Genomic DNA, 25,079 nt, shown 5'->3' on the forward strand with positions numbered 1-25,079 from the left:
CCCATTCACTGCTGAATGATATGAATCAAATGAATATCACCGACGTCGACCTCAACTTGCTCAAAGTCTTCGAAGCCCTGCATGAGGAGTCCAGCGCCAGTCGCGCCGCCCTGCGCCTGGGCGTCACGCAATCGGCAGTCAGTGCGGCGTTGCGCCGGCTGCGCGAGGTGTATGGCGATCCGCTTTTCGTACGCACCGGTCGCGGCCTCGCGCCAACGCTCAAAGCCAATCAATTGAAACCGGTGGTCAGCGATGCGCTGAACAAATGCCGGCAGAGCCTGGCCATGGTCGATCCGACGGCCAATCATTACGACGGGCGCGCCGTGACGGTGGGCATGTCCGATGATTTCGAGATTGCCTACGGCCGACGGTTGATCGAGGAAATTGCCCGCAGCGCAGCAAAACTGCGCCTGATCTTTCGCCAGACTCACAGCCAGATCGTCGCGCAGGCGTTGATGGACCGCAGCATCGACCTGGCGATTACCGCCGGCGGGTTTGCCGAACGTTTGCTCAGTCGTCAGGTGCTGGGTGAAGGAAACTACCTGTGCCTGGTCGATCCGCTCAGTCTGGCCGAGGGGCAGCAGCACATCAGTCTTGAGGAGTTTGTGGCCCGCGAACACATTCTGGTGTCGTCGGGTGGATTCATCGGGATCACCGACGAAGGCCTGGCGGCGGTCGGCTTGAGCCGGCGGGTCTGTGCCTCGACCACGCATTTCGCGGCATTGCCGCACCTGCTCAAGGGCAGTCAGGCAGTGGCGACCATCCCGGCCCACGCAGCCCGAAGCATCGCGGCGCTCACAGGGCTGGCGCTGCTGCCCTGCCCTTTGGCGCTGCCCCGCTACCCGATCGAACTGGGCTGGCGTACCAGCACCCAGCTCGATCCGGTGGTGTTGAAAGTGCGTGAAGCGATCGTCGCGAGTTTTGCCTAGGCGTTACTTATTGGCCGCCATCAGGCGATTGACTTCACTGCGCACCATGTTCGAGAACTCCGGCGGCGACATGCCATCCAGTTCGGCACGGACCCACTCGGACCATTTGCCTTTGCGTTTGCCGCGCTCGCCAAACAACCGCGCGGCTTCGCCCTTGGCTTTGCCCAGGTTGGTTTGCCAGAGTTCGAACAGACGTGATTTCTCATCTTCAAGCGCAGCGCGCTCGGCAAGGGGTTTGTCGGCCAGATTGAAGCTCATGGGAATTTCCTGCTGCGTAAAATAGGCGACATCTTACACTGTAGGATGAATCGTCCTGCGCCGGATTTTTGCGGGATCAAGTCCGTGGGAAAAGTCGCTGCAACTTTTTCAATCGCGGCGCACTCCATTGTTCACTGTCCACTTACCTGCAAGGAGTCCTTAAATGGCCCGGAAAACCGCCGCACAAGTCGCCGAAGATCAAATCAAGGATCAGGCATTCAGTGAGTTATCGGCGCTGATCGAAGAGTCGGAGAAGCTGCTGAAAAGCAGTGCCTCACTGGTGGGAGAGGAAGCCGAGACACTCCGTGGGCAGATTGCCCAGAAACTCCAGCTGGCCCGGGACTCGCTCACCAGTGTGCGTGATCGGGCCAAACCTGCAGTCGACGCCACCGAAACCTACATTGGCGGCCATCCATGGCAAACCGTTGCGGTTTCTGCCGGGTTTGGCCTGGTGGTCGGGTTGTTGCTGGCGCGCCGCTGAATTGCAGTCGCTCTGAAAACCTGTAGGCGCGGGCTTTCCCGCGATGGCGGCGGCACAATCAACATCAATGTGCCGCCGCCATCGCCGGAACGCCGCCCGGAGCAAGCTCGCTCCTGAATTGATCGGGGGGTGTTATTCCAGGATCAAAGCCCCGCCAGTTCCCGCAGATTGGCCAGTGTCTGCTCATCCAGGGCAATACCCGCCGTCGCCGATTTCGCCCGTTGCTGATGACGCCGGTCACCCGGCAAGCGCTTCAAACCCACCCCGTGCATCTGCCGCACCAACTCCTGGCTGCGCTCGGCGAAGCTCTGCCCCGCCGCCTTGGACGGATCGATCACGATCAGCAATTGACCGGTCCATGGGGTCTTGGCGCCGGGATGGTTGTTCCAGTCGAACTCGAAAGAGAAATTGCCTCCGGTCAGGGCCGCCGCCAACAACTCCACCATCATCGACAGCGCCGAGCCCTTGTGCCCGCCGAACGGCAGCAACGCGCCACCTTCGAGGATCGCCTTCGGATCCTGGGTCGGCTGACCGAGGCTGTCCACGCCCATGCCGGGTGGCAACCGCTCGCCCTTGCGCGCGGCAATCTGCACATCACCATGGGCAATGGCACTGGTGGCCAGGTCAAAGACAATCGGATCACCGTCGGCCCGCGGCGCCGCAAAGGCAATCGGGTTGGTGCCGAACAACGGTCGGTCGGCGCCATGCGGGACGACGCAGGTCATGCTGTTGACCACGCTGAGCGCCACCAGCCCCTCATAAGCGAACGGCTCGACGTCCGGCCACAATGCGGCGAAATGGTGGGAATTGCGGATCGCCAGTACCGCGATGCCGGCACTGCGGGCTTTTTCCACCAGCAAGGCCCGGGCGGCGGCGAGAGCCGGTTGCGCGAAGCCGTTGTCGGCGTCGACCCGGACAAACCCCGAAGCCACATCCTCGACCACCGGTACGGCCTTGCCGTTTACCCAACCGCTCTGCAGCGTCGAGACGTATCCCGGCATCCGGAACACCCCATGGCTGTGCGCGCCGTCGCGTTCGGCGCCCGCGCAGTTTTCAGCCAGTACCCGAGCGACCTCGGCCGAGGTGCCATGACGCTGGAATATCTTCTCAAGCAACGCTGTCAACTCGTCGAGGGACAGGTTTTGCGAGACAACAGTAGACACTTGATCGTGTGGCGCAGACATCTGAAGCTCCAGACTAATTTTTGGAGGGGGCAACAGCGTATAAAGACCGCCGATTAACAACGCGGGGCGAGCGACCTGTCAACTTTTAGATGAGGCCGTGGCATCCGGGAGGAGTATTGCGGTGTCACAAACACCTGACAACCGGGTAATAACTATCTACCACCTTTAGCCATTCGAGGTTTTTTAGGCTCGAGACTCTACCCACAGGCGCACTCACCGGTGCCCCGAAAGAGACTCGACGATGCCCGTTTCCCCCGCTCCACTTTTTTTCCCCGAGGCCCTGCAATCGCCCGGGCTCTGGAACGACCTTGGCAAAATCCACGGGTTGTCCCGCAAGGACTTCGAATGGCTGGGCCACGTGGAACTGGCCAGCCAGGCGCTGCGCAGTCAACAAACGCCGCCCATGCTGGCGCACAAGGTCCTGGTAAACGCCACAGGGTTCGATTACACGCCCCTGGCCGGCAGTTTTGTCTTGAGCCTGACGCCAGATGACAACGGCTTGATCCTTTACACCCCGTACGACGGCATCAAGAAGTTCGACCGTCTCGTCTCGCTGAAAAGCCAACTTGAACAGCGCCTCAACAGTGCCACCGAGGACGATCGGCTACTGGCACTGATGTCGCTCGCGCAGCGTAAAGCCTTGGCCGCCAGCGACAAGATCCAGGTGACATTCCAGGTCATCGAGGGTGACGTGTTCGAGGACCAGCGCGCGGCCATCGCGCACCTGCAACGACTCAACGATCAGGCGATGCTCGATGAATTGCTCATGCTCCCGACCCTCGCCTCGTTGCTCGATACGATGCTTGATGAGTGGCTGCAGTCGGCATTTCCGGGCCTGGATCAAAGCCGGACGCGAGTTAATTTCTACACACTGCCCGCGCTGGAGAACCATGGCCAGGAACCGGTTCGGCGCTGGCGCAGCTCACTGTCGCTGAGTGACGCGCTATTGCTTTACTACCGCCATCAACGCTGGCCCAGCGGCGAACTTCATGAGTTTGCCCATCCGGACAGGACATCGACCAGCACCGACCAGCAGCACTGGGAAACCGCTGTAGAGGCCGCTTCGCGCAAACTCAACCACCTGCTTTGCGGGCTTCTGCAGCGGTACTGGGGAGCGGTCGCGCTGGATGGCGGATCGCGCCGCAGGTTTTTCAGTCGTGCGATCGGTGAGCAGGCACGGGCAGAGTTACTGCTCAAACGCGAAGCCGGGATCATCAGTCCGGAACAATTCCAGGCCTTGCACGGCATGATTGAGCAGACGGCCACGACGATCAGGCGCCCGCCCCTGGAAACCGTGCACCTGTGGGAATACCAGGGGCATTACGTCGAACTGGCGGGCTCGTTGATGATCAGCCATGCCAAGGCCTACCTCTATACCCCGACTCAGGGGCTGCAGGTCTTGAAGGACTATCCGGACCTCAAGGCCACGTTGCTGAGCAAGTTCAGCGCCGCCGGCCACGAAGACGAACTCTATGGTCTGCTGACACTGGAGGAGCGCAATCGCTTCCTCGGCTTCGATAAACCTCATGTTTCCGGCGAGGTGATTTCCGGCTCGATATTCAACACCCTGTTCGAGGCGATCATCGGCAAACAACTGCAAAACATGGAGTACGCCTTGCAGGTGTTCCGTTACAGCGACGGCAACATGGACATCCACGCCCTGTTCGACAAAGCGCTGGACATACGTTCGATGCTCAGTGAACGCTTGCTGACGCTCGACACCCATGGCCGCTGGAGTACCCGACCGGTATTGGCGGGCAAGCAACAGCCCTCGATCGTGCGGGCAGACACCGCCACCCAGCACATCAAAACCTTCACTGACGTGGAGGCGCTGATCCGCGCCGACTTCACCGCTCAGCCGCTTGCCTCGTTGGCACTGCAACGGCTCTATCTGGAGGACATGAAACCTCGACTGGCCCACGCCCTTTCCGTCGGGATACGCGGGGAAGCCAGCCTGCGCGTACTGCAAGCCACGCTGCGAGACCTCGAACAAGCGATCGTCGATACCGTGCTCAACCCGGACCAACCGGATCGCAAGAATCGCCGCGCGCTCAACGGCTTCCGGCCAGACGCTTACTCACTGGTCCTTGAGTGCTCCGGGCAGCAAGACGTACTGCCGCTGTCCAACTGCCTGGTGCTGACCGAGCGTGGCGGGCTCGACAATCAGCACTCAGGCCGGGCCATTCTGTGGACGCCGGCGGCAGGGCTGGAGGTCTTCGATTCAGTCGATAGCGTGAAACAGGCGCTGAACCTGCGCCTGCTCGCCCCTCGCAAGCGCCTGGCACTGCTGGAAAACCTCACGACCGCCCAGCGCAAAACCCATGGCCGTTATTCACTCAACTCCCTGAGATTGATCGAGGGCAACGTCCTGCAGCACCTCTCGCAAACGGCCATCGATCACTTTCTGTCGGCCTGCGAGCACCTACGCACACAGGACCTTGGCGATGAGAAAAAGCACAAAGCCCTCAAGTCGCTTGCCAATACCGTTATCGACACCAATTTGCGCCGGGCCACGCTGATCGCCCAGAGCATCTCGCGACAGCAGACCTTGCCGGGCTGGCTTGGCATGGCACCGGTGCAAGAGCAGCAATTGCACATGGAATTGCTGGAGCAATATCGCCACAGCGTGACAGACGATAAAGACTATCTGCACGGGATACAGACCCTGTCGTCCTACGTGCATGCCCGCCTGAAAGCCTTGCTCGCCAGCCGATTCCCCGAAACGACGCTGGACCCTGACGAGATCGAAATCACCCCCAGCCTGGCACTGGCCGGACCGTCCCGGACCCTGACCGAGTTTGCCCTGAACCACATCAACGTCGATCAAGGGAGCGGATTCAAGATCGCTTCGGCGACCGGCCAGACCTTGCCAGCCCGTCTCGACCGGACAGCGATCCAGCAACTTCTTCAGTCGCTGGAGATCCAGCGCGACTACGCCACCTTGGTGAACGACGCGTTGACCGGTGCCGATGCAGAAAGCCGAAAACTGCGTTTTGTCCGGCAACTGCCGTGGCAATTGTTGCAACACGCCCATGCCTTGAAACTGCAGCAACACTTGTCTGCCGCCGCCTTCGACTTGATCGGGCAAGTCGTGGACATGCCGGACGCGATCGCCCGGGCGGCCGTGCAAGGGGCGCATGCCGTCGTCCGGCCGCTGGAACTGATCAAGACGCCGGGGGCCGCCGCCGTGAAAGCCCTGGGCCTTTACCTGATCGGTCCTGGCGCGGGAAAGTTCGGGCCGCAAGTGCTGTTAGCGCCCTACCATCCCACCGCGGTTTTCAGTGAGTTCGAGAACGAGGCCAGCGCTGTCGCAGCGCTGACTGAACCGGGACCGCTGCAGGACCTGTTGATTCGCCGTTTACCGGAAAATCAGCGCACGGTGTTCGCCAACCTGTTCAAGTCCTCCGTCGGACAACCAAGCGAAATCACCCTCGCCTCGTCCCCCCTGACGGGCAATTTCCTGAGCCAGATGTTCAGCGACAACGTCAACCTGTTGTCGCAGATGTTCGGCAGCCAGTCCGATACCCGCGGTCAGTCGGACTGGGAGGCGCTGAAAAACCTGTTCAGCGCTGGCATCAATCGGGTGATTGGCCTGTTGCCGGGCAAACTCGCCTGCATATCGTTTTTGTGGCAAAGCTTCAAAGACTTCGAGGCGTCCGCCGAAGCACTGCAGGATCATCACTGGCAAAGAGCCTTGCAGGCCTTCATTGCCGGTGCCCTACAAATGGTCTCCCTGGGCCGGTTGTCCCTGGAAACCTCCGCCATTGCCGATCAAGCGACCGCCGAAGACGAGCCGGTCATCGCCCCGGTGAACGATCCGCAATGGGCGAGAATCCGCCCGACGGCGACGTCGCGTACGGCACTGCAGCCCTTCGAAGCACCCACCGTGGCCTTGAAGGACTTGACCAAGCACCAGACTGATGGCACCTACTCCGACCCGGTCAGCAAGAAAAGCTATGCCGCCATCGCCGGCAAGGTGTACCCCGTGAACAAACCGGGTGCGGTCTGGCAGCTCCTGCGGGACAACGAGAGCGGCCCGTCGCTGCGGCAATCGCCGACACGGCAAATGGTGGTCGACCCGGACCTGCATACCGTGCACTACGGCAAAGCCCTGTCGAAAATGCACAATCAATACGCGATTGGCCATGAGGTCAGGCAAGTATTGAACATCGAAGCGCGGGGCATGGAAGACATACGCACCCACCATCCCGAAAAGGCCCGGATGATCGCGCAGGCGATTGATATGGCGCGCTACTACGCCTTCAACAGCCTGCATAACCTGGCGCAACTCAGGCAACTGCTCCCCGGTACGCGACTGGATGCCTTCCTCAAACATTTCTTTGATGTACACAGCGTCGATAACAGCCTGCTCGACAAAATCAAACAGACCATCGTTCCCGTCTGCACGGCACTGGTAGACCCCGATGAAGACTTGCTGAACAGCGAACGATTTATCGTCGGTTCGAACAAATACCAACACGCCAACCTGATCGCTTTCGTCGTGCAGCAGGATGCACGCAAAAACGTGCATTTCACCGAAAGGTTCTTCGATCAGCAACTGGACTGGTACAAGTTCTGTTTGACCGAGCCCTTCAATGTCGACGGACACAGTCAGGCCGCCACGCTGATCCATGAGTTCGCGCACCTGTTTTCAAAGGCCGTGGATATCGCATCGCTGGAGGCCAGACGGCCATTCAGTGATCTGGTGACACCCATTACCCAATATGGGCGTGCGATGAAGCAAAGCCAGGTCGATTTTCAGCGAGCAGCGCTATCGCTCGGGACACCTCGGGAAGAACTGTTCGCCCGCTGGAGTGACAATGAGCAGGCATGGATCGACCTGGACGACATTCCAGGCTTGAATCACGTGGGCAAGGCGATCCTGAACATCGTCGGCACCCGAACAATGGAAGGGGCACGGGAAGCCTTTCTCGACCGGCACAGCCCGGACAAGCGGATTGACATCATCTTGCGCAATGCCGATTCAATTGCATTCCTGATCTGCGAGATGGGCCGACAACTGGACCCGTTGCCCGGCACGTCCGCCTCACAGGCTTGACCGACACGAACATGCGCAGCCGCGCGGGGCTGCGCATGATTTTTCGCTGCGATGATGGAAACCCCGGGTTTTCCGCGTCTTGCCGAAAAACAAGCGCCCTTTGATGGGTAATTGCCATGACCGATGTTCTCGCCGACTGGCCTCAAGGTTAGAATGCGGGAAATCAGGATGAGTCAATGACCGACAACGCTCTCTCGCCAGCCGAATACGATGCCATTACCGATGCGGCAGCGCACTGGTGCATGCGTTTGCACGCCGATGACTGCACCGCGCAGGAACGTCTGGCGTTCGAGCGGTGGCGGGATGCCCACCCGCTCCATGCGTTCGAGTACCAGGCGATGCTGGAAATCTGGGATGTCGCCGGGGATTTGCCCCGTCCCGAACCTGTCGTCGCACCGATGGTTCAAGCAAGACCCCGGACACCCTGGCGTACCTTCGGCATCGCCGCGGCGGTTTGTGCCCTGGCCCTCCCGCTGGCGGCCTACAGCGGTTGGAACCTCGGCTGGTTGCCGAATTCGTACCAGCACTTCGAGGCCACCGATTCTGTTCGTCAGGTCACCCTGACCGATGGCAGTCAGGTCGAGCTGAACCTGGGCAGCGAGCTGACGTACAGCCACTACAAGGATCAGCGTCGGGTCACCTTGAAAAAAGGCGAAGCCTTCTTCAGCGTCACCCATGACACCGCCCACCCGTTCGTGGTCAAGGCCGGCGAAGGCAAGATCCGCGTTACCGGTACCCGATTCAACGTCTGGATGTACGAAGACCAGGTAAAAGTGAACCTGATCGAAGGTTCGGTGCTGGTCAGTAGCCATGATGACCCGTCCGGCGATGGTTTGAGACTCGGCCCTGCCATGCAGGCGAGCTATCAGCAGGGTGATCGCGTTCCCCGCATCCGTCAGACTGACGACCGCGACAATTCGCTGGCCTGGCGTAGCGGCAAACTGGTCCTCGATGACCTGGCGCTGAGCGATGCGCTGCCATTGATCAACCGCTACCTGAAAAAACCGCTGATGATCGCTGATCACGGCACCGGTGCGATCCGTATCGGCGGGGTCTACAACATCAAGGAGCTCGACACCCTGGTGGCGACACTGCCCAAGGTGCTGCCGGTCTACCTGACCCGCAACAAGGACGGCAACCCGGTCCTCAACTCCATTGCGCAACAAACGCCGAAGAGCTGAAGGCCGCCACCCTTGCCGGGTGCGGCCTTCAGTTCTGCGTACCGACACGCACAGCGCATCCACTCCGGAACGAAACAAACGACAAAAATTCAGGCCATTGGCGGGTAATGCTGCGGGGCTCACGGGTCGCTGACGCAATGACGACAAAATTTCTACATTTGAGTCTTCATCATTTGCGTGGCTCATACGTCCAGTCAGGTACGAGCGCACACGTTTTTTCCTGATGAGCCTCGCAACAGGAGTTTTGCCATGTACAACTCGCAACTGCCGACGGACGCTAGCCATGCGCCAGTCAGCACCGCCATAGAAAGCGAAACCTTTGACCCGCCTGCCGAACGCCACGGCAATGAGCGGATCAGGTTACTGCTCAAGAGCTTCGGCCTGCGAACCAGTCTGATACGCCTGAAAGTCATCGACGCCTTGCTGACGGCCGCCGAACAAGAGCGCAGCCTGGGCGTGCGTGGCGTGCACACTCAATTGCTGGAGCTGGATATTCCGCTGTCCTTCCTGAGTGTGCGCGAAGTGCTCAAACGCCTGTGCAGTGAAGGCGTGATTGTCCTCAATCCGGACAAAAGCTACAGCCTGCACCCGAAGGCCGCCGCTGTCCTGCAACAGGCATGATCAAACCCTGGGCTTAGTGCTCAGGGCTTGACCTTGCGGCGCATCACACCATTGATGACCACCACAATCACCGCCACGCCAATGGCGATGTATTGAAACAGCTTTTCGCCGATGACCCCTGTGCTCTGCAAATACGAAAGGCCAAACATGATTCCCAGCACCACCAGGGAAATCAGAATCGAGTATTTCAAACGTTGCGACTGGGTCATTGCCATTTCCTGAATGTAAGCCTGAACCTGAAAAATGTATCCGCGTTGTATCCGAATGCATGCCAAGCCCCTACCGTCTTTCGGGGATGAGTGGCTGCAAACGGGGTCTCATGTTACAGCCGATGAAGAGTTTTAGCTTTATCTCGGCGATAACCATGAGGATTTTCAAATGTTGCGTCGAATCACCCTGCTGATTCCCCTGCTGGCTCTATTGTCCCTGAGTGGCTGCATCGTGTTCCCCCACGGTGGCTGGCACGACCATGACCGTCACTACGATCACGGCGGACCGGGTTACTACCAGCGCCGATAACACCCCTCATTCATCAGACGGCGCTTCATTCAATCAGCGTGCTGACAACCAGGTTTCTTAGTGGAGTCTTGATCCGGAAAAATAATGGCCTGGCCCGTTCGATTGCCTGAGCGGGCCAGCACTGTTCGAATTCAGGCTGGCGTTTCGACGTTCTTGCCAGGCTAAGCACCGGGTCGCCGCTCTCGCCGTCAGTTTCAGGCTCTGCATTCCCCCCTCTACGACGTACCTGACCGTTTTGTAATGTCCGCCTCATCGGCTTGTCAGATGGGATCTGCGAGGCTAGGGCTGAGCAACTCTGTATCAATTAGAAACAATCCTTGAATGCCCGAAAGGATATTTTGGTCAGAATGCCTTCCTTTGCCCGCAAGACGAGACCCATTTCCCATGCGAATCCATCTGCGTCTGGCTGCCTTGAGCGCCCTGTTGATCTCCTCCCTGGCCCAGGCCGCCGACCTGGTCCCTATCGAAGTCCATCGCGACGCCAATTGCGGTTGCTGCAAAAAATGGATCAGTCACCTGGAGGCCAACGGCTTCAAGGTCGAGGACCATGTCGAAAGCAACATGAGCGAATTCAAGCAACAGCACGGCGTGCCACCGCGTCTGGCGTCGTGCCATACCGGCTTGATCAACGGCAAATTCGTCGAAGGTCACGTACCGGCCGATCAGGTATTGGCCCTGAGCAAGCGTGACGATCTCCTGGGTGTTGCCGCGCCTGGCATGCCCATGGGCTCGCCGGGCATGGAGATGGATGGCATGAGCGATGCGTATCAAGTCATCGGCCTGAAAAAGGACGGCACCGATGTGGTGGTGGCGGACTACCCGGCCCATTGATTTTCGGCGCTTACATGGGGCTGTTCCTGGCAGCCTTCGGTGCCGCGACGTTGCTGCCCTTGCAGTCCGAAGCGGTCCTGGTGGGGCTGCTGCTCAGCGATCGGTACTGGCTGTGGGTGCTGCTGGCGGTGGCGACGCTGGGCAATGTCCTCGGCTCCCTGCTGAACTGGTGGCTGGGCCGCGCCATCGAACGTTTTCGCGAGCGGCGCTGGTTTCCGGTCAGTCCTCGGCATCTGGAACGGGCCCGTCACCATTACCAGCGTTACGGTCATTGGTCGCTACTGCTGAGCTGGCTGCCGGTGATCGGCGACCCGCTGACCCTGGTGGCCGGCGTCATGCGTGAACCGTTGGGGCGTTTCCTGCTGATCGTGACGCTGGCCAAGGGCGCCCGTTATGGGGTGCTGGCGCTGATCACCCTGGGCTGGATGGGTTGAACCAACCGCCTCGGCGATTGCCTGTTTAATGTCGCCCTAATCCAGCCGATCCAGCATCGGCGGATTTCCCATCGAGTTCTCCCATGTCACCCACCCTCTCCCGCTGGTTGCCCGGTCTGCTGCTGAGCGCCGCGCTGCCGGTCAGCGCTTACGCCGAGGGCCCGGCCTACGGTCCTGAGCTGCAAGGGTTCGACTACCCCTACACGGTCAAGCATTTCGAGTTTGAGTCCCAGGGCCAATCCCTGCAAATGGGCTACATGGATGTCGCCGCCCATGGCAAGGCCAATGGCCGCAGCGTCGTGCTGATGCATGGCAAGAATTTCTGCGGTGCGACCTGGGACACCTCGATCAAAGCCCTGAGTGACGCCGGTTATCGGGTCATTGCCCCGGACCAGATCGGTTTCTGCACCTCCAGCAAACCCGAGCGCTATCAGTACAGCTTCCAACAACTGGCGAGTAACACCCGGCAACTGCTCAAAGCCCTTGGTATCCAGAAGGCCAGCCTGCTCGGCCACTCCACCGGCGGTATGCTCGCCACTCGCTACGCGCTGCAATACCCCGAACAAGTCGAGCAACTGGCGCTGGTCAACCCCATCGGCCTGGAAGACTGGAAAGCCCTGGGCGTTCCCTGGCGCTCCGTTGACCAGTGGTACGAGCGCGAACTCAAGCTCAGCGCCGACGGTATCCGCACCTATGAACGCAACACCTATTACGCCGGGCGCTGGAAGCCCGAGTTCGACCGCTGGGTGGACATGCTGGCCGGCCTGAACAAAGGCCCGGGCCATGCACAGGTCGCGTGGAATTCAGCGCTGATCTACGACATGATCTTCAGCCAACCGGTGTACTACGAGTTCCAGAACCTGAAGATGCCGACCCTGCTGCTGATCGGCACGTCCGACACCACCGCCATCGGCAGCGACATCGCGGCTCCCGAGGTCAAGGCAAAAATCGGCCACTACGACGTGCTCGGCAAGCAAGTGGCACAACGGATTGCGCAATCGACATTGATTGAGTTCCCGGGCCTGGGCCACGCACCACAGATGGAAGAACCGGCAAAATTCCATCAGGCGCTGCTCGCCTGGCTAAACAAAACCAACCCCGTGCGTTGATGAGGTAAGGCAAATGGCGGTGCAGATTGCAGTAATTGACGATTGGCAGGACGTGGCCCGCAACGTGGTCGACTGGTCAGTGCTCGAAGGCATCGGCCCAGTGAGTTTCATTCATCAATACCCGGCGGACGACGCCACGATGGCGGCTCGCTTGAGTGAGTTTGACGTGATCTGCGTGATGCGCGAGCGCACGCGCTTTGATGAGGCGCTGCTTCGCCAGTTACCCAAACTCAAGTTGCTGGTCACCGGTGGCATGCGCAATTTCGCCCTCGATCTCAAAGCCGCCGCCACCCTGGGCATCCAGGTGTGCGGTACCGACAGCTACAAGCATGCTGCCCCGGAACTGACCTGGGCGCTGATCATGGCCGCCACCCGCAACCTCGTGGCGGAAGCCAACGCCCTGCGTGCCGGTGTATGGCAGCAAGGGCTGGGCGGCGACCTGCACGGCAAGACCCTGGCGATTCTCGGTCTGGGCAGCATCGGCCAGCGTGTCGCGCAGTTCGGGCAGGTGTTTGGCATGCGCGTCATCGCCTGGAGTGAGAACCTTACCGCCGAACGGGCCGCGCAAGTGGGTGTGAGCCATGTCAGCAAACAGGAGCTGTTCGAACAGGCCGATGTGTTGTCGGTGCATCTGGTGCTCAGCGAGCGCTCCAGAGGCCTGGTGGACGCCGAGGCCTTGGGCTGGATGAAACCCACGGCGCTGCTGGTCAATACGGCGCGGGGACCGATTGTCGATGAGGCCGCCTTGATCAAGGCCTTGCAGAAACGTCAGCTGGCAGGCGCGGCGCTGGATGTGTTCGACATCGAGCCGTTGCCACCTCTACACCCCTTCAGGACCCTGGACAATGTATTGGCCACGCCCCATGTCGGGTATGTCAGCCAACAGAATTACCAGCTGTTCTTTTCGCAGATGATCGAAGACATTCAGGCCTGGTCCGCCGGTACGCCCATTCGGTTACTGGCCTGAGTACAAGCCCGCTCCCACAGGTTGTGTTCGCACCGTGAATCTCTGTGGGCGCGAGCCTGCTCGCGAAGAGGCCAGATCAAACACCACACCGCCCCCGCACCGCAATGGTGCACCCCAACTGTTTGCCTACGCACACCGATGTGACAGTTCTGCTTCTTTTTCAGCCGTCTTCACAAAAAAAACTGCACTTCGTCGGTGCGCTTGCCCCGCAATCCGGCACGTCCGTACCTCGTTAAACCGATTGTCGAACAATTTTGCCATCTGAGCTTCACCGCTCTAAGTTCTGGCCTAGACTCACGTTCGCGGGAAAAAACCGGTCGGTCACAAAGTGGGAAAAAAGTCGAAACTTTTGCCTTCGGTGATCGGTCGACTGAAAGGCAGGTGCGTTACGACTGGTGCAATCTTTGCAACAGCTACTTCACCCATTCTGCTTCAGCGCATTTGGGCAGCTCTTGCTCATCGATGTGTAGCGCTTTTGCGCCCGGCCACAGGAATTGGCCATGAAATGCCGTTTGCCAGACCTAAGAATTAGATCAACAACACGGGAGATGCATATGATCAGTGCGGCTTTGGATATTCAGGGAGAGCGTGCTCATCAACAGGTCGGTGAATCGAGCGCCGTGAGCGCCCACAGCGCCCAATCGATCAGCGTGCCCGTCACCAAGGTGCTGACACCGGTTGCCAGTCAGAACCCGAACAAGAAAAAAGTACTGTTTGTGACCTCCGAGATCGCCGATCTGGTGAAAACCGGGGGCCTGGGCGACGTTTCCGCGGCATTGCCCCGCGCGATGTCGCATCTGCACGACGTGCGCGTGCTGATTCCCGGCTACCCGCAGGTGCTGCACAGCGAAAACCCGATTCATATCATCGGCGAGCTTGGTGGCCATGCCGCCCTGCCACCCTGCAAGATCGGGCGCATGGACATGCCCGACGGCCTGGTCATTTATGTGTTGATCTGCCCCGAGCTGTACGAACGCGAAGGTTCGCCTTATGGCGCCAACAACGGTCGCGACTGGCCGGACAACCACATTCGCTTCGCCCGCCTGGGCCTGGCGGCCGCCGATATCGCCGCCAACCTGGCACAAATTCACTGGTGCCCGGACCTGGTGCATGCCCACGACTGGCCGGCCGGCCTGGCGCCCGCCTATATGCACTGGCGCGGGCAACGCACGCCGACCCTGTTCACCATCCACAACCTGGCGTATCAGGGCGTGACCAGCCTCGGCTCCTGCCCGGAACTGGGCATCCCCCACCACGCGCTGCAACAGGAAGGCATGGAGTTCTACGGCAAGATGTCGTTCCTCAAGGCCGGCATGGCCTATTCGAGCCACATCACCACCGTCAGCGCGACCTACGCCCAGGAAATCACCACGCCGGCCTTCGGCTGCGGTCTCGACGGTTTCCTCGCCGCCAAAACCCAGCAAGGCCTGCTCAGCGGCATTCCCAACGGCATCGATGAAAGCTGGGATGCGGCCACCGACACTCACCTGTTCCGCCCTTTCAGCATTGGCGACTGGGAAGGCAAAGCGGTCAACGCCGCCCACGTACGCGAACTGTTTGGCCTGGAAGACTCCGAAGGCCCGCTGTTCGCCGTGGTCTCGCGACTGGTCTACCAGAAAGGCCTGGACCTGACCGAAGCGGTCTCCGAATACATTGTCAAATCCGGTGGCCAGATCGCGATCATCGGCCGGGGCGAACCGGAAGAAGAACAAGCCATGCGCGAACTGGCGTTGCGCTTCCCCGGGCAAATCGGCGTACGCATCGGCTTCAACGAGACCGACGCCCGACGCATGTTCGCCGGCAGCGACTTCCTGTTGATGCCTTCGCGTTACGAGCCTTGCGGCTTGAGCCAGATGTACGCCCAGCGTTTCGGTTCGTTGCCGGTGGCGCGCAACACCGGCGGCCTGGCCGACACCATAGAAAACGGTGTGACCGGTTTCCTGTTCGATGAATCGACGGTGGAGAGTTATCAGCAAGCCCTGAGCCGTGCCTTCAAGGTGTTCGCATTCCCCGATCTGCTGCATGCCATGCGTTGCCGGGCCATGGCGGCCCCGTTCAACTGGTGCAAGGCCGTCGAACCCTACGCCGAACTCTACGAACAACTGGTGGCCAAGGCGCTGGGGAAATCGCACAAACAATAAAGAGGCTTTGAAATGCCGTTACGGACCCTGAAGACCTGGCCCCACGGCGCAATCATGCTGGACGCGGAGCACACGCAATTTGCGTTGTGGGCGCCAGATGCGTTCTACGTCAGTGTCGAACTGGAAAATGGACAATCCTTGCCGTTGTTGCCACAGGACGACGGCTGGTTCGTAGTCAAAACCCGTTGCCCGGCGGGCACGCGTTATCGATACAGCATCGATGGCGAAATGGAGGTGCCCGACCCGGCCTCCCGCGCCCAGGCCGGCGATATCCACCAACCCAGCGTGGTGGTCGATCCGCTCGCCTATCACTGGCAGCACAATGCCTGGGCTGGCCGCCCCTGGAATGAGGCGGTGATCTACGAATTGCACGTCGGGGCGCTCGGCGGCTTCCAGGGCGTCGAGCGACAACTGGCGCGCCTGGTGGAATTGGGCATCACCGCCATCGAACTGATGCCCCTGGGGCAATTCCCCGGTGAGCGTAACTGGGGCTACGACGGGGTGCTGCCCTATGCTCCCCAGGCCTCCTATGGTTCGCCCGACCAACTCAAACACCTGATCGACACCGCCCACGGTCATGGTCTGGCGGTGATTCTCGACGTGGTCTACAACCACTTCGGTCCCGACGGCAATTACCTGCATCGCTATGCCAGCGGCTTCTTCCGCGAAGACGTGCACACTCCCTGGGGCGCGGCCATCGACTTCCGTCGGCGCGAAGTGCGGGATTTTTTCATCGAGAATGCCCTGATGTGGGTGCTGGAGTACCGTTTCGACGGCTTGCGCCTGGACGCGGTGCACGCCATCGACGACCCGGATTTTCTCCAGGAACTGGCCCGGCGGGTACGCCGGCAGAGCGATCCGTCACGCCATGTCTGGCTGATGGTGGAAAACGAGTACAACCAGGCCCGCCTGCTGGAACAGGGTTACGACGCGCAGTGGAACGACGACGGCCACAACGCCTTGCACGTATTGCTGACTGGAGAAACCGACGCCTATTACGCCGACTATGCGCAAAACCCTACCGGGCAACTGGCGCGCTGCCTGAGCCAGGGTTTCGTGTTCCAGGGACACATCAACCGTCGCGGCGAGCCCCGAGGCGAGCCCAGCGGGCACCTTCCGCCCAGCGCGTTCGTGCTGTTTTTGCAGAACCATGACCAGATCGGCAACCGCGCCTTCGGCGAGCGCCTGCATCAATTGGCCCCTGCTCAGGCACTGCAGGCCGCCACCGTCCTGTTGCTGCTGTCGCCGATGATTCCGTTGATGTTCATGGGCGACGAGTTCGCCGCCGAACAACCCTTTCTGTTCTTCACCAGCCACCACGGCGAACTGGCGCAATGGGTGCGTGAAGGACGGCGTAACGAGTTTGCAGCCTTCGCCGCGTTTACTGATCCGCATAAACGCGAGCGGATTCCCGACCCTAACGCGCCGCAGACCTTCGAATCATCCCGCCCTGTGCTGACAGCCAATGGATCGTCGCCCATGCACGAGCTGTATCGCCGCCTGCTGCATATCCGCCATCAGCAGATCATCCCGTACCTGCCCGGCACCCAGGCACTGGGCGCCGAGGTGTTGGCAGTCGGTGCGGTGAGTGCGTCATGGCGACTGGGCGATGGCCGTCTGCTGCGTATTGATCTGAACCTTAGTGCCACGCCGGTACTCCACACAGCGTCGGTCAGCAGCTCTTTGTTGTTCGAACATCCGCCACATTCGGCCGAGCACCTGGACAAAGGCACTCTGGCCCCCTATTGCGCGCTTGTCAGCCTAACGGCCGCAACCCCTTTGCAACCCCCGATGGAGAGCGCCAATGAGTGATGCGCAACTGGAAATCCTGGCCAGCAGGGCTGGCCTCGCGGTCGACTGGATTGATGCCAATGGTCGCCCGCAAAAAGTTGCACCTTCGGTCTTGCGCAGCGTTCTGACCGGACTCGGCCACCCGGCCGGCAGCGCTCAGGAAATCGACGCCAGCCTTCAGCAATTGCAGCAGGTTCAAGAAACCCGGCAACTGCCGCCACTGATTACCGCCGACTTCGGTGTCGGTCTCGATCTGTCCCATCATTTCGAACCGCACGCGCCGTGCGAGATCCACCTCGAAGATGGTTCGCGGCTCACCCTCAAGCTGGACGCCGAGGCGATTCTGCCGGGGTTGATTCCCGTGGGTTACCAGCACGTCAGGATCGATGGCCAGACCTTTACCCTGGCCGTGGCCCCCGAACGTTGCTTTAGCGTAGGCGATGCCGTGGACAGTCCGATCCCGCGCACCTGGGGCCTGAGCGTGCAGTTGTATGCCCTGCGACGCAAAGGTGACGGTGGCTTCGGCGATACCCAGGCCCTGGAAGACCTGGCCAGGGTCGCGGGCGAACGCGGCGCCGAAGCACTGGCGATCAGTCCGCTGCATGCCATGTTTGCCAGCGATACCCGGCGCTACAGTCCTTACTCTCCGTCCAGCCGGTTGTTTCTCAACAGCCTCTATTGCGCGCCGGGGACGGTCCTCGGTGAGCATGCGATGCGCGCCGCCATCGAGGCCACCGGCCTGAGCGTACAGCTCAAGGATCTGGAAGAGCGCGCCTTGATCGACTGGCCCGCCGCCGCCGAAGCCAAGCACCGGCTGTTGCAAGCGTTGTACGAAGGCTTCGTACAGGGCGAACACCCGTTGCATGCCGACTTCAGCAGCTTTCGTCACGCCGGGGGCGAAGCCCTGGAAAATCACTGCCGGTTCGAAGCCATTCAAGAGGTTCGCGAAGCACGGGGCGAAAACCTCGACTGGCGTCAGTGGCCCGAGCAATGGCGCGACCCGCGCAGCGCCGCCCTGGCCGAGTTCGCCGAAGAAAACGCTGGCCGCATCGGTTTCTTCGCTTTTTGCCAGTGGCTGATCACCCGTTGCCTGGAGCGTGCGCAGGCAACCGCCCGCAGCAGCGGCATGCGCATTGGCCTGATCACCGACCTGGCCGTCGGCGCTGACGGTGGTGGCAGCCAGGCCTGGAGTCGCCAGGACGAATTGCTCGCCTCCCTCACCGTCGGCGCACCGCCGGACATTCTCAACCGCACCGGCCAGGGCTGGGGGATTTCCGCGTTTTCTCCCGAAGGCCTCGTACGCAACGGCTTTCGCGCTTTCATCGAAATGCTCAGGGCCAACTTTGCCCACGCCGGCGGCCTGCGTATCGACCACGTCATGGGCCTGCAACGTTTATGGGTCATCCCCAACGGCGCGCCGCCCGCCGACGGTGCGTACCTGTATTACCCGGTGGACGACCTGCTGCGGCTGCTGACCCTGGAATCCCATCGCCACCAGGCCATCGTCCTTGGCGAAGACCTCGGCACGGTGCCGGACGGTCTGCGGGAAAAACTCATCGCCCGTTCGATGCTGGGCATGCGAGTGCTGCTGTTCGAACAGGACAACACTCACTTCAAGCCGATCCTCGACTGGCCGGACAACGCACTGGCGACCACCAGCACCCATGATTTGCCAACCCTCAACGGTTGGTGGCATGGCCGCGACATCGACTGGAACGCGCGGCTCAACCTCATCGATGCCAACGCTGAAATCGAGTGGCGCCATCACCGCGAACGCGAACGTGAAGGCCTGCGAAGGGCCTTGAGCCAGGACCCGCAGAACTTTCGCGAAGAGTCCCACGAAACCGATCAGGTGCTCGACGCCAGTGTGCGTTTCCTTGGTCATACCCGTGCGCCGCTGGTGTTGCTGCCACTGGAAGATGCACTGGGCATCGAACAGCAGGCCAACTTGCCCGGCACCATCGATACCCATCCCAACTGGTCACGACGCCTGTCGGGCTATAGCGAGGCCCTGCTGGACGACCCGGACGCCTCGCGACGCCTGGAATTGCTCGCCTGCGCGCGGCTTCAGGCGGCTGAGCGTGACCAATGAGCACGCTGCCAATGCAGCCGCTGCGGGCCACCCTGCGGCTGCAGTTTCATAAGGGTTTCACCCTGGACGATGCGGTGCCGCTGGTGCCGTACTTCGCCCGCCTCGGCATCAGCCACGTCTATGCCTCGCCGCTGCTGAGCGCCCGCGCCGGGTCAATGCATGGCTACGACGTGGTGGACCCGACCACGGTCAACCCGGAGCTGGGCGGGGAAGCGGCGTTGCGCCGCCTGGTCAGCGCGTTGCGCGAGCAAAGCATGGGGCTGATCCTCGATATCGTCTCCAATCACATGGCGGTCGGCGGGAGTGACAATCCCTGGTGGCTGGACTTGCTTGAGTGGGGTCGCCTGAGCCCTTATGGCGAGTTCTTCGATATCCAGTGGCACTCCGCCGACCCGTTGATGGAGGGGCAACTGCTGCTGCCGTTCCTGGGCAGCGACTATGGGGTCGCCCTGCAGGACGGCACCCTGCCCCTGCGCTTCGATGCGCAACACGGCGCGTTTTTTGTCGAGCATTACGAACACCACTTTCCGATTTGCCCGATGACCTACGGCGAGCTGCTCAAATCCGACATCGAGCCGCTGAAATCCCTGGCCGATCGATTCACTACATTGAGCTACCAGACCGATGCCCACAGCCTGGCGATCCCCTTGCAGGACGAGTTGCGTGAGCTGGCCACCGATCCGGCCATGTTCCAGGCCATTGAGCACAACGTCAAAGCCTATGATTCGCTCACCCGTGAAGGTTTCCAGCGCCTGCATAACCTGTTGGAACGCCAGAGTTATCGCCTCGCCAGTTGGCGCACGGCTGCGGATGACATCAACTGGCGGCGTTTTTTCGATGTCAACGAACTGGGCGGCCTGCGGGTCGAACGTCCGGCGGTGTTCGAAGCGACCCATGCAAAGATTTTCCAACTGGTGGCGCAAGGACTGGTCGATGGCCTGCGCATCGACCATATCGACGGCCTCGCCGACCCTCGGGGTTACTGCCGCAAGCTGCGGCGGCGGGTCGACAGCCTGGTCCCCGGCCGGCACCTGCCGATCTACGTGGAGAAGATCCTCGGCGAAGGCGAAACCCTGCATCGCGACTGGTCAGTGGACGGCACCACCGGCTATGAATTCATGAACCAGGTGTCGCTGCTGCAACACGATCCCCAAGGCGAGCAGGCCTTGGGCAGAATCTGGCAGCGGCACAGCGAACGTCCCGCCGATTTCCGGCAGGAGGCGCAACTGGCCCGGCAACAGATCCTCAACGGCTCCCTGGCCGGGGATTTCGAAAGCGTCGCCCAGGCGCTGCTGCAAGTGGCCCGGGAAGACCTGATGACCCGCGACCTGACCCTGGGCGCGATCCGCCGGGCACTGCAGGAACTGATCGTGCATTTTCCGGTGTACCGCACCTACATCAGCCCCCTCGGGCGATCGGCCCAGGACAACGTTTTTTTCCAGCGGGCCATGGACGGTGCCCGGCAAACCCTGGGCGAAGCGGACTGGCCGGTACTCGATTGCCTGGCCCGCTGGCTGGGCGGCGAGCCGTGGCGAAAATACCCGGCCGGACGCGCGCGCAAGCGCCTCAAACATGCCTGCGTGCGGTTTCAGCAGTTGACCTCGCCGGCAGCGGCGAAGGCCGTGGAAGACACCGCGTTCTATCGTTCGGCGGTGCTGCTGTCGCGTAACGACGTCGGCTTCAGCACCGAACAGTTCAGCGCGCCGGTCGAGGGGTTTCACGCGGCATGCGAACAGCGTCTCGCCGAGTTCCCGGACAATCTGCTGGCCACCGCGACCCACGATCACAAGCGCGGCGAAGACACTCGCGCGCGCCTGGCGGTGTTAAGCGAACACGGTCAGTGGTACGTCGAGCAGATCGGCCTCTGGCGCGCCCTCGCCCGCCCGTTGCGTGACGATGATCAGCAGCCGTCTGCGGGTGATGAATTGATTCTGTATCAAGCGATCCTCGGCAGTTGGCCGCTGGACCTGAACGCTGACGATCAACCGGCGCTGCAGGCCTACGCCGAACGCCTCTGGCAGTGGCAACGCAAAGCCCTGCGTGAAGCCAAGCTGCAAAGCAGCTGGAGCGCGCCCAACGAAGCCTGCGAGCAAGCGGTTGAAACCTTCATCCAGCGCCTGCTCTTGAGCCCGCAGGGCAACTTTCTGCGCACGGCGCTCGGCAAGGCCGTGCATGCGATTGCGGCGCCCGGCGCACTCAACGGATTGGCGCAAACCTTGCTGCGCATGACCGTGCCGGGGGTCCCGGATCTCTATCAGGGCGCCGAGTTCTGGGACTTCAGCCTGGTCGATCCGGACAACCGCCGGCCAGTGGACTACGCCAGCCGCCAACAGGCCTTGCAGCAAGTCGTGAATCTGCCTGATCTACTGGCGAACTGGCGCGACGGGCGCATCAAGCAAACCTTGATTGCGCAGACCTTGAACGTACGCACCGAGCACGCCGAACTGTTTCGACGGGGGACTTACCAGGCCCTCGAAGTCGTCGGCAGCCAGGCCCATCGAGTGCTGGGATTTGTTCGTGAATGGGAGGGCAAACGCGCCATCGTCATCGTGCCAATCCGTTGCGCAGCGCTGCTGGAAAACAGTGCCGAACCGCAGGTGAACGCGCCGCTGTGGGGCGATACGCGAATCCATGTGCCGTTCGCGACCGCTGACGAGAATCTAAAGGGACTTTTTTCAAGCATCACAGTCACAAAAAACAGGGAGCTGATGATCAGCGCCGCGCTGGGGGATTTCCCGGTCAATCTCTTTATCCAAACTACCGACACTTGAGTTCAGTTCAGGAGCATTGCGATGAGTACCGACGATAAACGCATCCGCGAATTTGCCTATCAGATCTGGGAGTCCGAAGGGAAACCCGAAGGCCAGGAAAGCCGTCACTGGGAGATGGCCCGCAAACTCGCCGAAGCTGAAGCGCTGGCGCCGAAAAAACCGGCAAAAGCGCCTGTGAGCAAACCGGCCGTCAGCAAAACCGCCAATGGCAAGGCTGGCGAGGTCAAGGCGGCCGCGCCAAAAGCCAAGACCAAGCCGGCGGCAGCCTCAACCGTGATTCCACCCGGAGAAAAAGCCGTCGGGAAAAAGCCTCGCGCACCACGAAAACCACCAGCGGTCTGATTGGCTCGGACCTTTTCCTGATCGAACGCGTGGCGAGTCCGCTCGCCACCGAGAGGACGCTCACCCTCAACAAAACCCTGTGGGAGCGAGCCTGCTCGCGAGGACGGTTTACCCTCGATACATGCGTTACCTGACACTCCGCAATCGCGAGCAGGCTCGCTCCCACAGATTGCGGCGTTTTTGTACCTCACTTTGCAGGAGCACCTATGCCCAGTCCGAAGAAAACCGCGCCAGCCCCTCAAGTCGAGGCCTCGCGAATTCGTGAAGGCCTGCCCTTTCCACTGGGTGCGACCTGGGATGGTCTGGGGGTTAATTTTGCCTTGTTCTCCGCCCACGCCACCAAGGTCGAACTGTGCATTTTCGACGATGCCGGCGAAGTCGAACTCGAACGCATCGAACTGCCGGAATACACCGACGAGACCTTCCACGGCTACTTGCCTGACGCCCATCCAGGGCTGATCTATGGCTATCGCGTCTACGGTCCTTACGATCCCGCCAACGGTCACCGCTTCAACCACAACAAGCTGTTGATCGACCCCTACGCCAAGCAGCTGGTCGGCAAGTTGAAATGGTCCGAGGCATTGTTTGGCTACACCATCGGCCATCCCGACGCCGACCTCAGTTTCGATGAACGGGACAGCGCGCCCTTCGTCCCCAAATGCAAAGTCATCGACCCGGCGCACACCTGGGGCCACGATCACCGGGTCAGCGTACCGTGGGACAAAACGATCATTTATGAGACCCATGTGCGCGGCATCAGCATGCGTCACCCTTCCGTCCCCGAGAACGTGCGCGGCACCTTCGCCGGGTTGATGGTCGACGACGTCCTGGAACATATCCGCAAGCTCGGCGTGTCCACCGTGGAGCTGCTGCCGATTCATGCCTTCGTCAATGACCAGCATCTGCTGCACAAGGGCATGACCAATTACTGGGGCTACAACAGCATCGCGTTTTTCGCCCCCGACCCGCGTTACCTGGCCAGCGGCAAGATCGCCGAATTCAAGGAAATGGTCGCGCACCTGCACGAAGCCAACCTCGAAGTGATCCTGGACGTGGTCTATAACCACACCGCCGAGGGCAACGAACAGGGCCCGACCCTGTCGATGCGTGGCATCGACAACGCCTCCTATTACCGCTTGATGCCTGACGACAAGCGCTTCTACATCAACGATTCCGGCACCGGCAACACCCTGGACCTGAGCCATCCCTGCGTCCTGCAAATGGTCACCGACTCCCTGCGCTACTGGGCGAAGGAGATGCACGTGGATGGCTTCCGCTTTGACCTGGCGACCATTCTGGGGCGCTACCACGATGGCTTCGACGAGCGTCACAGCTTCCTCGTGGCCTGTCGCCAGGACCCGGTGCTGCGTCAGGTGAAGATGATTGCCGAGCCCTGGGATTGCGGCCCCGGCGGCTATCAGGTCGGCAACTTCCCGCCGGGCTGGGTGGAATGGAACGACAAGTTTCGCGACACCGTGCGTGCGTTCTGGAAAGGCGACGATGGGCAACTGGCAGATTTCGCCAGTCGCATGACCGCGTCCGGCGAGATGTTCAACCAGCGCGGTCGACGGCCCTATGCCTCGGTGAATTTCGTCACCGCCCACGATGGCTTCACCCTCAACGACCTGGTGTCGTACAACGACAAGCACAACGAAGCCAACGACGAAAACAATCAGGACGGCAGCAACAACAACCTGTCCTGGAACCATGGGGTCGAGGGCCCTACGGACGATCCGGAAATCAATGAGCTGCGCCAGCGGCAGATGCGCAATTTCTTCGCCACGCTGCTGCTGTCCCAAGGCACGCCCATGCTGGTGGCCGGTGACGAATTCGCCCGCACCCAGGACGGCAACAACAATGCCTATTGCCAGGACAGCGAAATCGGCTGGGTCAATTGGGACCTGAGCGAAGACGGCAAGGCCCTGCTCAAGTTCGTCAAACGCCTGATCAAGTTGCGCCTGGCCTATCCGATCCTGCGCCGCGGGCGCTTCCTGGTCGGCAATTACAATGAGGACATCGGCGTCAAGGATGTCACCTGGCTGGCCGCGGATGGCAGCGAGATGACCACCAAACATTGGCACGATGCGCACAATCGTTGCCTGGGCATGCTGCTGGACGGACGTGCGCAGGAAACCGGTATTCGCCGCCAGGGGGCCGACGCCACCCTGTTGCTGGTGGTCAATGCCCATCACGACATCGTCAATTTCACCTTGCCGGAAGTGCCCGATGGCGGCTTCTGGACCTGCATGGTCGATACCAATCAACCGTCGATTCGCGGCCAGGAGCGCTTCGAGTTCGGCCACGAGTATTCGGTGACTGGCCGTTCACTGCTGCTGTTCGAACTGCAGCATGAAGAAGAGGATTGAAAT

At 60.9% G+C, this 25,079-nt stretch carries 19 protein-coding genes; 16 read left to right on the top strand and 3 right to left on the bottom strand.

Going from position 1 to position 25,079, the window contains the following annotated elements:
- The first annotated feature begins 20 nt into the window (after positions 1 to 20).
- Positions 21 to 929: a LysR family transcriptional regulator gene (locus ACX3YF_RS25305; RefSeq protein ID WP_196585381.1), complete on the top strand. Its 909-nt coding sequence runs from the start codon at positions 21 to 23 to the stop codon at positions 927 to 929.
- Between the two features lie 3 nt (positions 930 to 932).
- On the opposite strand, the gene ACX3YF_RS25310 is transcribed toward ACX3YF_RS25305, so the two are convergent.
- Complete coding sequence (locus ACX3YF_RS25310; protein WP_458974507.1) at positions 933 to 1,187, bottom strand: hypothetical protein; 255 nt, start codon at positions 1,185 to 1,187, stop codon at positions 933 to 935.
- Positions 1,188 to 1,350: 163 nt separating this feature from the next.
- Here ACX3YF_RS25310 and ACX3YF_RS25315 point away from each other — a divergent pair, with 163 nt between their 5' ends.
- Positions 1,351 to 1,668, top strand: a complete 318-nt coding sequence (locus ACX3YF_RS25315) for an ElaB/YgaM/YqjD family protein (RefSeq protein ID WP_130206134.1) — start codon at positions 1,351 to 1,353, stop codon at positions 1,666 to 1,668.
- Between the two features lie 143 nt (positions 1,669 to 1,811).
- Here ACX3YF_RS25315 and ACX3YF_RS25320 read toward each other — a convergent pair whose 3' ends face one another.
- The gene (locus ACX3YF_RS25320; RefSeq protein ID WP_458974508.1) at positions 1,812 to 2,852 is read right to left on the bottom strand and encodes an Ldh family oxidoreductase; all 1,041 of its coding nucleotides are present in this window, start codon (positions 2,850 to 2,852) and stop codon (positions 1,812 to 1,814) included.
- 241 nt (positions 2,853 to 3,093) lie between these two features.
- Between ACX3YF_RS25320 and ACX3YF_RS25325 the strand changes: the two genes are divergently transcribed.
- From ACX3YF_RS25325 to ACX3YF_RS25335, 3 genes are all read left to right on the top strand, one after another.
- Positions 3,094 to 7,911 carry a dermonecrotic toxin domain-containing protein gene (locus tag ACX3YF_RS25325; protein ID WP_458974509.1) on the top strand — a complete coding sequence of 1,606 codons (4,818 nt, stop codon included), beginning with the start codon at positions 3,094 to 3,096 and terminating at the stop codon, positions 7,909 to 7,911.
- Between the two features lie 176 nt (positions 7,912 to 8,087).
- Positions 8,088 to 9,092: a FecR family protein gene (locus tag ACX3YF_RS25330; RefSeq protein ID WP_196586858.1), complete on the top strand. Its 1,005-nt coding sequence runs from the start codon at positions 8,088 to 8,090 to the stop codon at positions 9,090 to 9,092.
- 249 nt (positions 9,093 to 9,341) lie between these two features.
- A complete protein-coding gene (locus ACX3YF_RS25335; RefSeq protein ID WP_196586859.1) occupies positions 9,342 to 9,713 on the top strand; it encodes a fe2+ zn2+ uptake regulation protein in 372 nt (123 codons plus the stop codon).
- A 20-nt stretch (positions 9,714 to 9,733) separates the two neighbouring features.
- On the opposite strand, the gene ACX3YF_RS25340 is transcribed toward ACX3YF_RS25335, so the two are convergent.
- Positions 9,734 to 9,922 (bottom strand): hypothetical protein, encoded by a 189-nt coding sequence (locus ACX3YF_RS25340; RefSeq protein ID WP_130206144.1) that lies wholly within the window; start codon positions 9,920 to 9,922, stop codon positions 9,734 to 9,736.
- 169 nt (positions 9,923 to 10,091) lie between these two features.
- Here ACX3YF_RS25340 and ACX3YF_RS25345 point away from each other — a divergent pair, with 169 nt between their 5' ends.
- The 11 genes from ACX3YF_RS25345 (at position 10,092) to glgX (ending at position 25,076) form a co-directional block, all read left to right on the top strand.
- Positions 10,092 to 10,232: a hypothetical protein gene (locus ACX3YF_RS25345; protein WP_167361821.1), complete on the top strand. Its 141-nt coding sequence runs from the start codon at positions 10,092 to 10,094 to the stop codon at positions 10,230 to 10,232.
- A 384-nt stretch (positions 10,233 to 10,616) separates the two neighbouring features.
- Positions 10,617 to 11,063, top strand: a complete 447-nt coding sequence (locus tag ACX3YF_RS25350; protein WP_448647815.1) for a DUF411 domain-containing protein — start codon at positions 10,617 to 10,619, stop codon at positions 11,061 to 11,063.
- Complete coding sequence (locus tag ACX3YF_RS25355) at positions 11,063 to 11,497, top strand: YqaA family protein (protein WP_130206298.1); 435 nt, start codon at positions 11,063 to 11,065, stop codon at positions 11,495 to 11,497. Before ACX3YF_RS25350 ends, ACX3YF_RS25355 begins: the two co-directional genes overlap by 1 nt.
- Positions 11,498 to 11,580: 83 nt before the next feature.
- On the top strand, positions 11,581 to 12,606 hold the full coding sequence (locus ACX3YF_RS25360; protein ID WP_130206148.1) for an alpha/beta fold hydrolase: 1,026 nt from the start codon (positions 11,581 to 11,583) through the stop codon (positions 12,604 to 12,606).
- 13 nt (positions 12,607 to 12,619) lie between these two features.
- Positions 12,620 to 13,573: a D-2-hydroxyacid dehydrogenase family protein gene (locus tag ACX3YF_RS25365; RefSeq protein WP_130206150.1), complete on the top strand. Its 954-nt coding sequence runs from the start codon at positions 12,620 to 12,622 to the stop codon at positions 13,571 to 13,573.
- A gap of 554 nt (positions 13,574 to 14,127) precedes the next feature.
- On the top strand, positions 14,128 to 15,714 hold the full coding sequence (glgA, locus tag ACX3YF_RS25370; protein WP_103406084.1) for a glycogen synthase GlgA: 1,587 nt from the start codon (positions 14,128 to 14,130) through the stop codon (positions 15,712 to 15,714).
- Between the two features lie 12 nt (positions 15,715 to 15,726).
- On the top strand, positions 15,727 to 17,526 hold the full coding sequence (gene treZ / locus ACX3YF_RS25375) for a malto-oligosyltrehalose trehalohydrolase (protein ID WP_458974510.1): 1,800 nt from the start codon (positions 15,727 to 15,729) through the stop codon (positions 17,524 to 17,526).
- A complete protein-coding gene (malQ, locus tag ACX3YF_RS25380) occupies positions 17,519 to 19,597 on the top strand; it encodes a 4-alpha-glucanotransferase (protein WP_130206154.1) in 2,079 nt (692 codons plus the stop codon). Before treZ ends, malQ begins: the two co-directional genes overlap by 8 nt.
- The gene (locus ACX3YF_RS25385) at positions 19,594 to 22,368 is read left to right on the top strand and encodes a malto-oligosyltrehalose synthase (RefSeq protein ID WP_458974511.1); all 2,775 of its coding nucleotides are present in this window, start codon (positions 19,594 to 19,596) and stop codon (positions 22,366 to 22,368) included. Before malQ ends, ACX3YF_RS25385 begins: the two co-directional genes overlap by 4 nt.
- 21 nt (positions 22,369 to 22,389) lie before the next feature.
- A complete protein-coding gene (locus ACX3YF_RS25390; RefSeq protein WP_448647812.1) occupies positions 22,390 to 22,710 on the top strand; it encodes a DUF2934 domain-containing protein in 321 nt (106 codons plus the stop codon).
- A gap of 206 nt (positions 22,711 to 22,916) precedes the next feature.
- Entirely contained in the window at positions 22,917 to 25,076 is a 2,160-nt protein-coding gene (gene glgX / locus ACX3YF_RS25395) for a glycogen debranching protein GlgX (protein WP_130206160.1), read from the top strand.
- The last annotated feature ends 3 nt before the right edge of the window (positions 25,077 to 25,079 follow it).

This window comes from Pseudomonas fluorescens group sp. PF-69 (assembly GCF_054481235.1).

Excerpts from the sequence above, each read along its gene's own strand:
- ACX3YF_RS25320 (WP_458974508.1), bottom strand. The coding sequence starts at position 2,852 with ATGTCTGCGCCACACGATCAAGTGTCTACTGTTGTCTCGCAAAACCTG.
- malQ (WP_130206154.1), top strand. The coding sequence starts at position 17,519 with ATGAGTGATGCGCAACTGGAAATCCTGGCCAGCAGGGCTGGCCTCGCG.
- ACX3YF_RS25360 (WP_130206148.1), top strand. The coding sequence starts at position 11,581 with ATGTCACCCACCCTCTCCCGCTGGTTGCCCGGTCTGCTGCTGAGCGCC.
- ACX3YF_RS25385 (WP_458974511.1), top strand. The coding sequence starts at position 19,594 with ATGAGCACGCTGCCAATGCAGCCGCTGCGGGCCACCCTGCGGCTGCAG.
- ACX3YF_RS25390 (WP_448647812.1), top strand. The coding sequence starts at position 22,390 with ATGAGTACCGACGATAAACGCATCCGCGAATTTGCCTATCAGATCTGG.
- ACX3YF_RS25340 (WP_130206144.1), bottom strand. The coding sequence starts at position 9,922 with ATGACCCAGTCGCAACGTTTGAAATACTCGATTCTGATTTCCCTGGTG.
- ACX3YF_RS25310 (WP_458974507.1), bottom strand. The coding sequence starts at position 1,187 with ATGAGCTTCAATCTGGCCGACAAACCCCTTGCCGAGCGCGCTGCGCTT.
- glgX (WP_130206160.1), top strand. The coding sequence starts at position 22,917 with ATGCCCAGTCCGAAGAAAACCGCGCCAGCCCCTCAAGTCGAGGCCTCG.
- ACX3YF_RS25350 (WP_448647815.1), top strand. The coding sequence starts at position 10,617 with ATGCGAATCCATCTGCGTCTGGCTGCCTTGAGCGCCCTGTTGATCTCC.
- ACX3YF_RS25330 (WP_196586858.1), top strand. The coding sequence starts at position 8,088 with ATGACCGACAACGCTCTCTCGCCAGCCGAATACGATGCCATTACCGAT.
- ACX3YF_RS25345 (WP_167361821.1), top strand. The coding sequence starts at position 10,092 with ATGTTGCGTCGAATCACCCTGCTGATTCCCCTGCTGGCTCTATTGTCC.
- ACX3YF_RS25315 (WP_130206134.1), top strand. The coding sequence starts at position 1,351 with ATGGCCCGGAAAACCGCCGCACAAGTCGCCGAAGATCAAATCAAGGAT.
- ACX3YF_RS25335 (WP_196586859.1), top strand. The coding sequence starts at position 9,342 with ATGTACAACTCGCAACTGCCGACGGACGCTAGCCATGCGCCAGTCAGC.
- treZ (WP_458974510.1), top strand. The coding sequence starts at position 15,727 with ATGCCGTTACGGACCCTGAAGACCTGGCCCCACGGCGCAATCATGCTG.
- ACX3YF_RS25325 (WP_458974509.1), top strand. The coding sequence starts at position 3,094 with ATGCCCGTTTCCCCCGCTCCACTTTTTTTCCCCGAGGCCCTGCAATCG.
- ACX3YF_RS25305 (WP_196585381.1), top strand. The coding sequence starts at position 21 with ATGAATCAAATGAATATCACCGACGTCGACCTCAACTTGCTCAAAGTC.
- glgA (WP_103406084.1), top strand. The coding sequence starts at position 14,128 with ATGATCAGTGCGGCTTTGGATATTCAGGGAGAGCGTGCTCATCAACAG.
- ACX3YF_RS25365 (WP_130206150.1), top strand. The coding sequence starts at position 12,620 with ATGGCGGTGCAGATTGCAGTAATTGACGATTGGCAGGACGTGGCCCGC.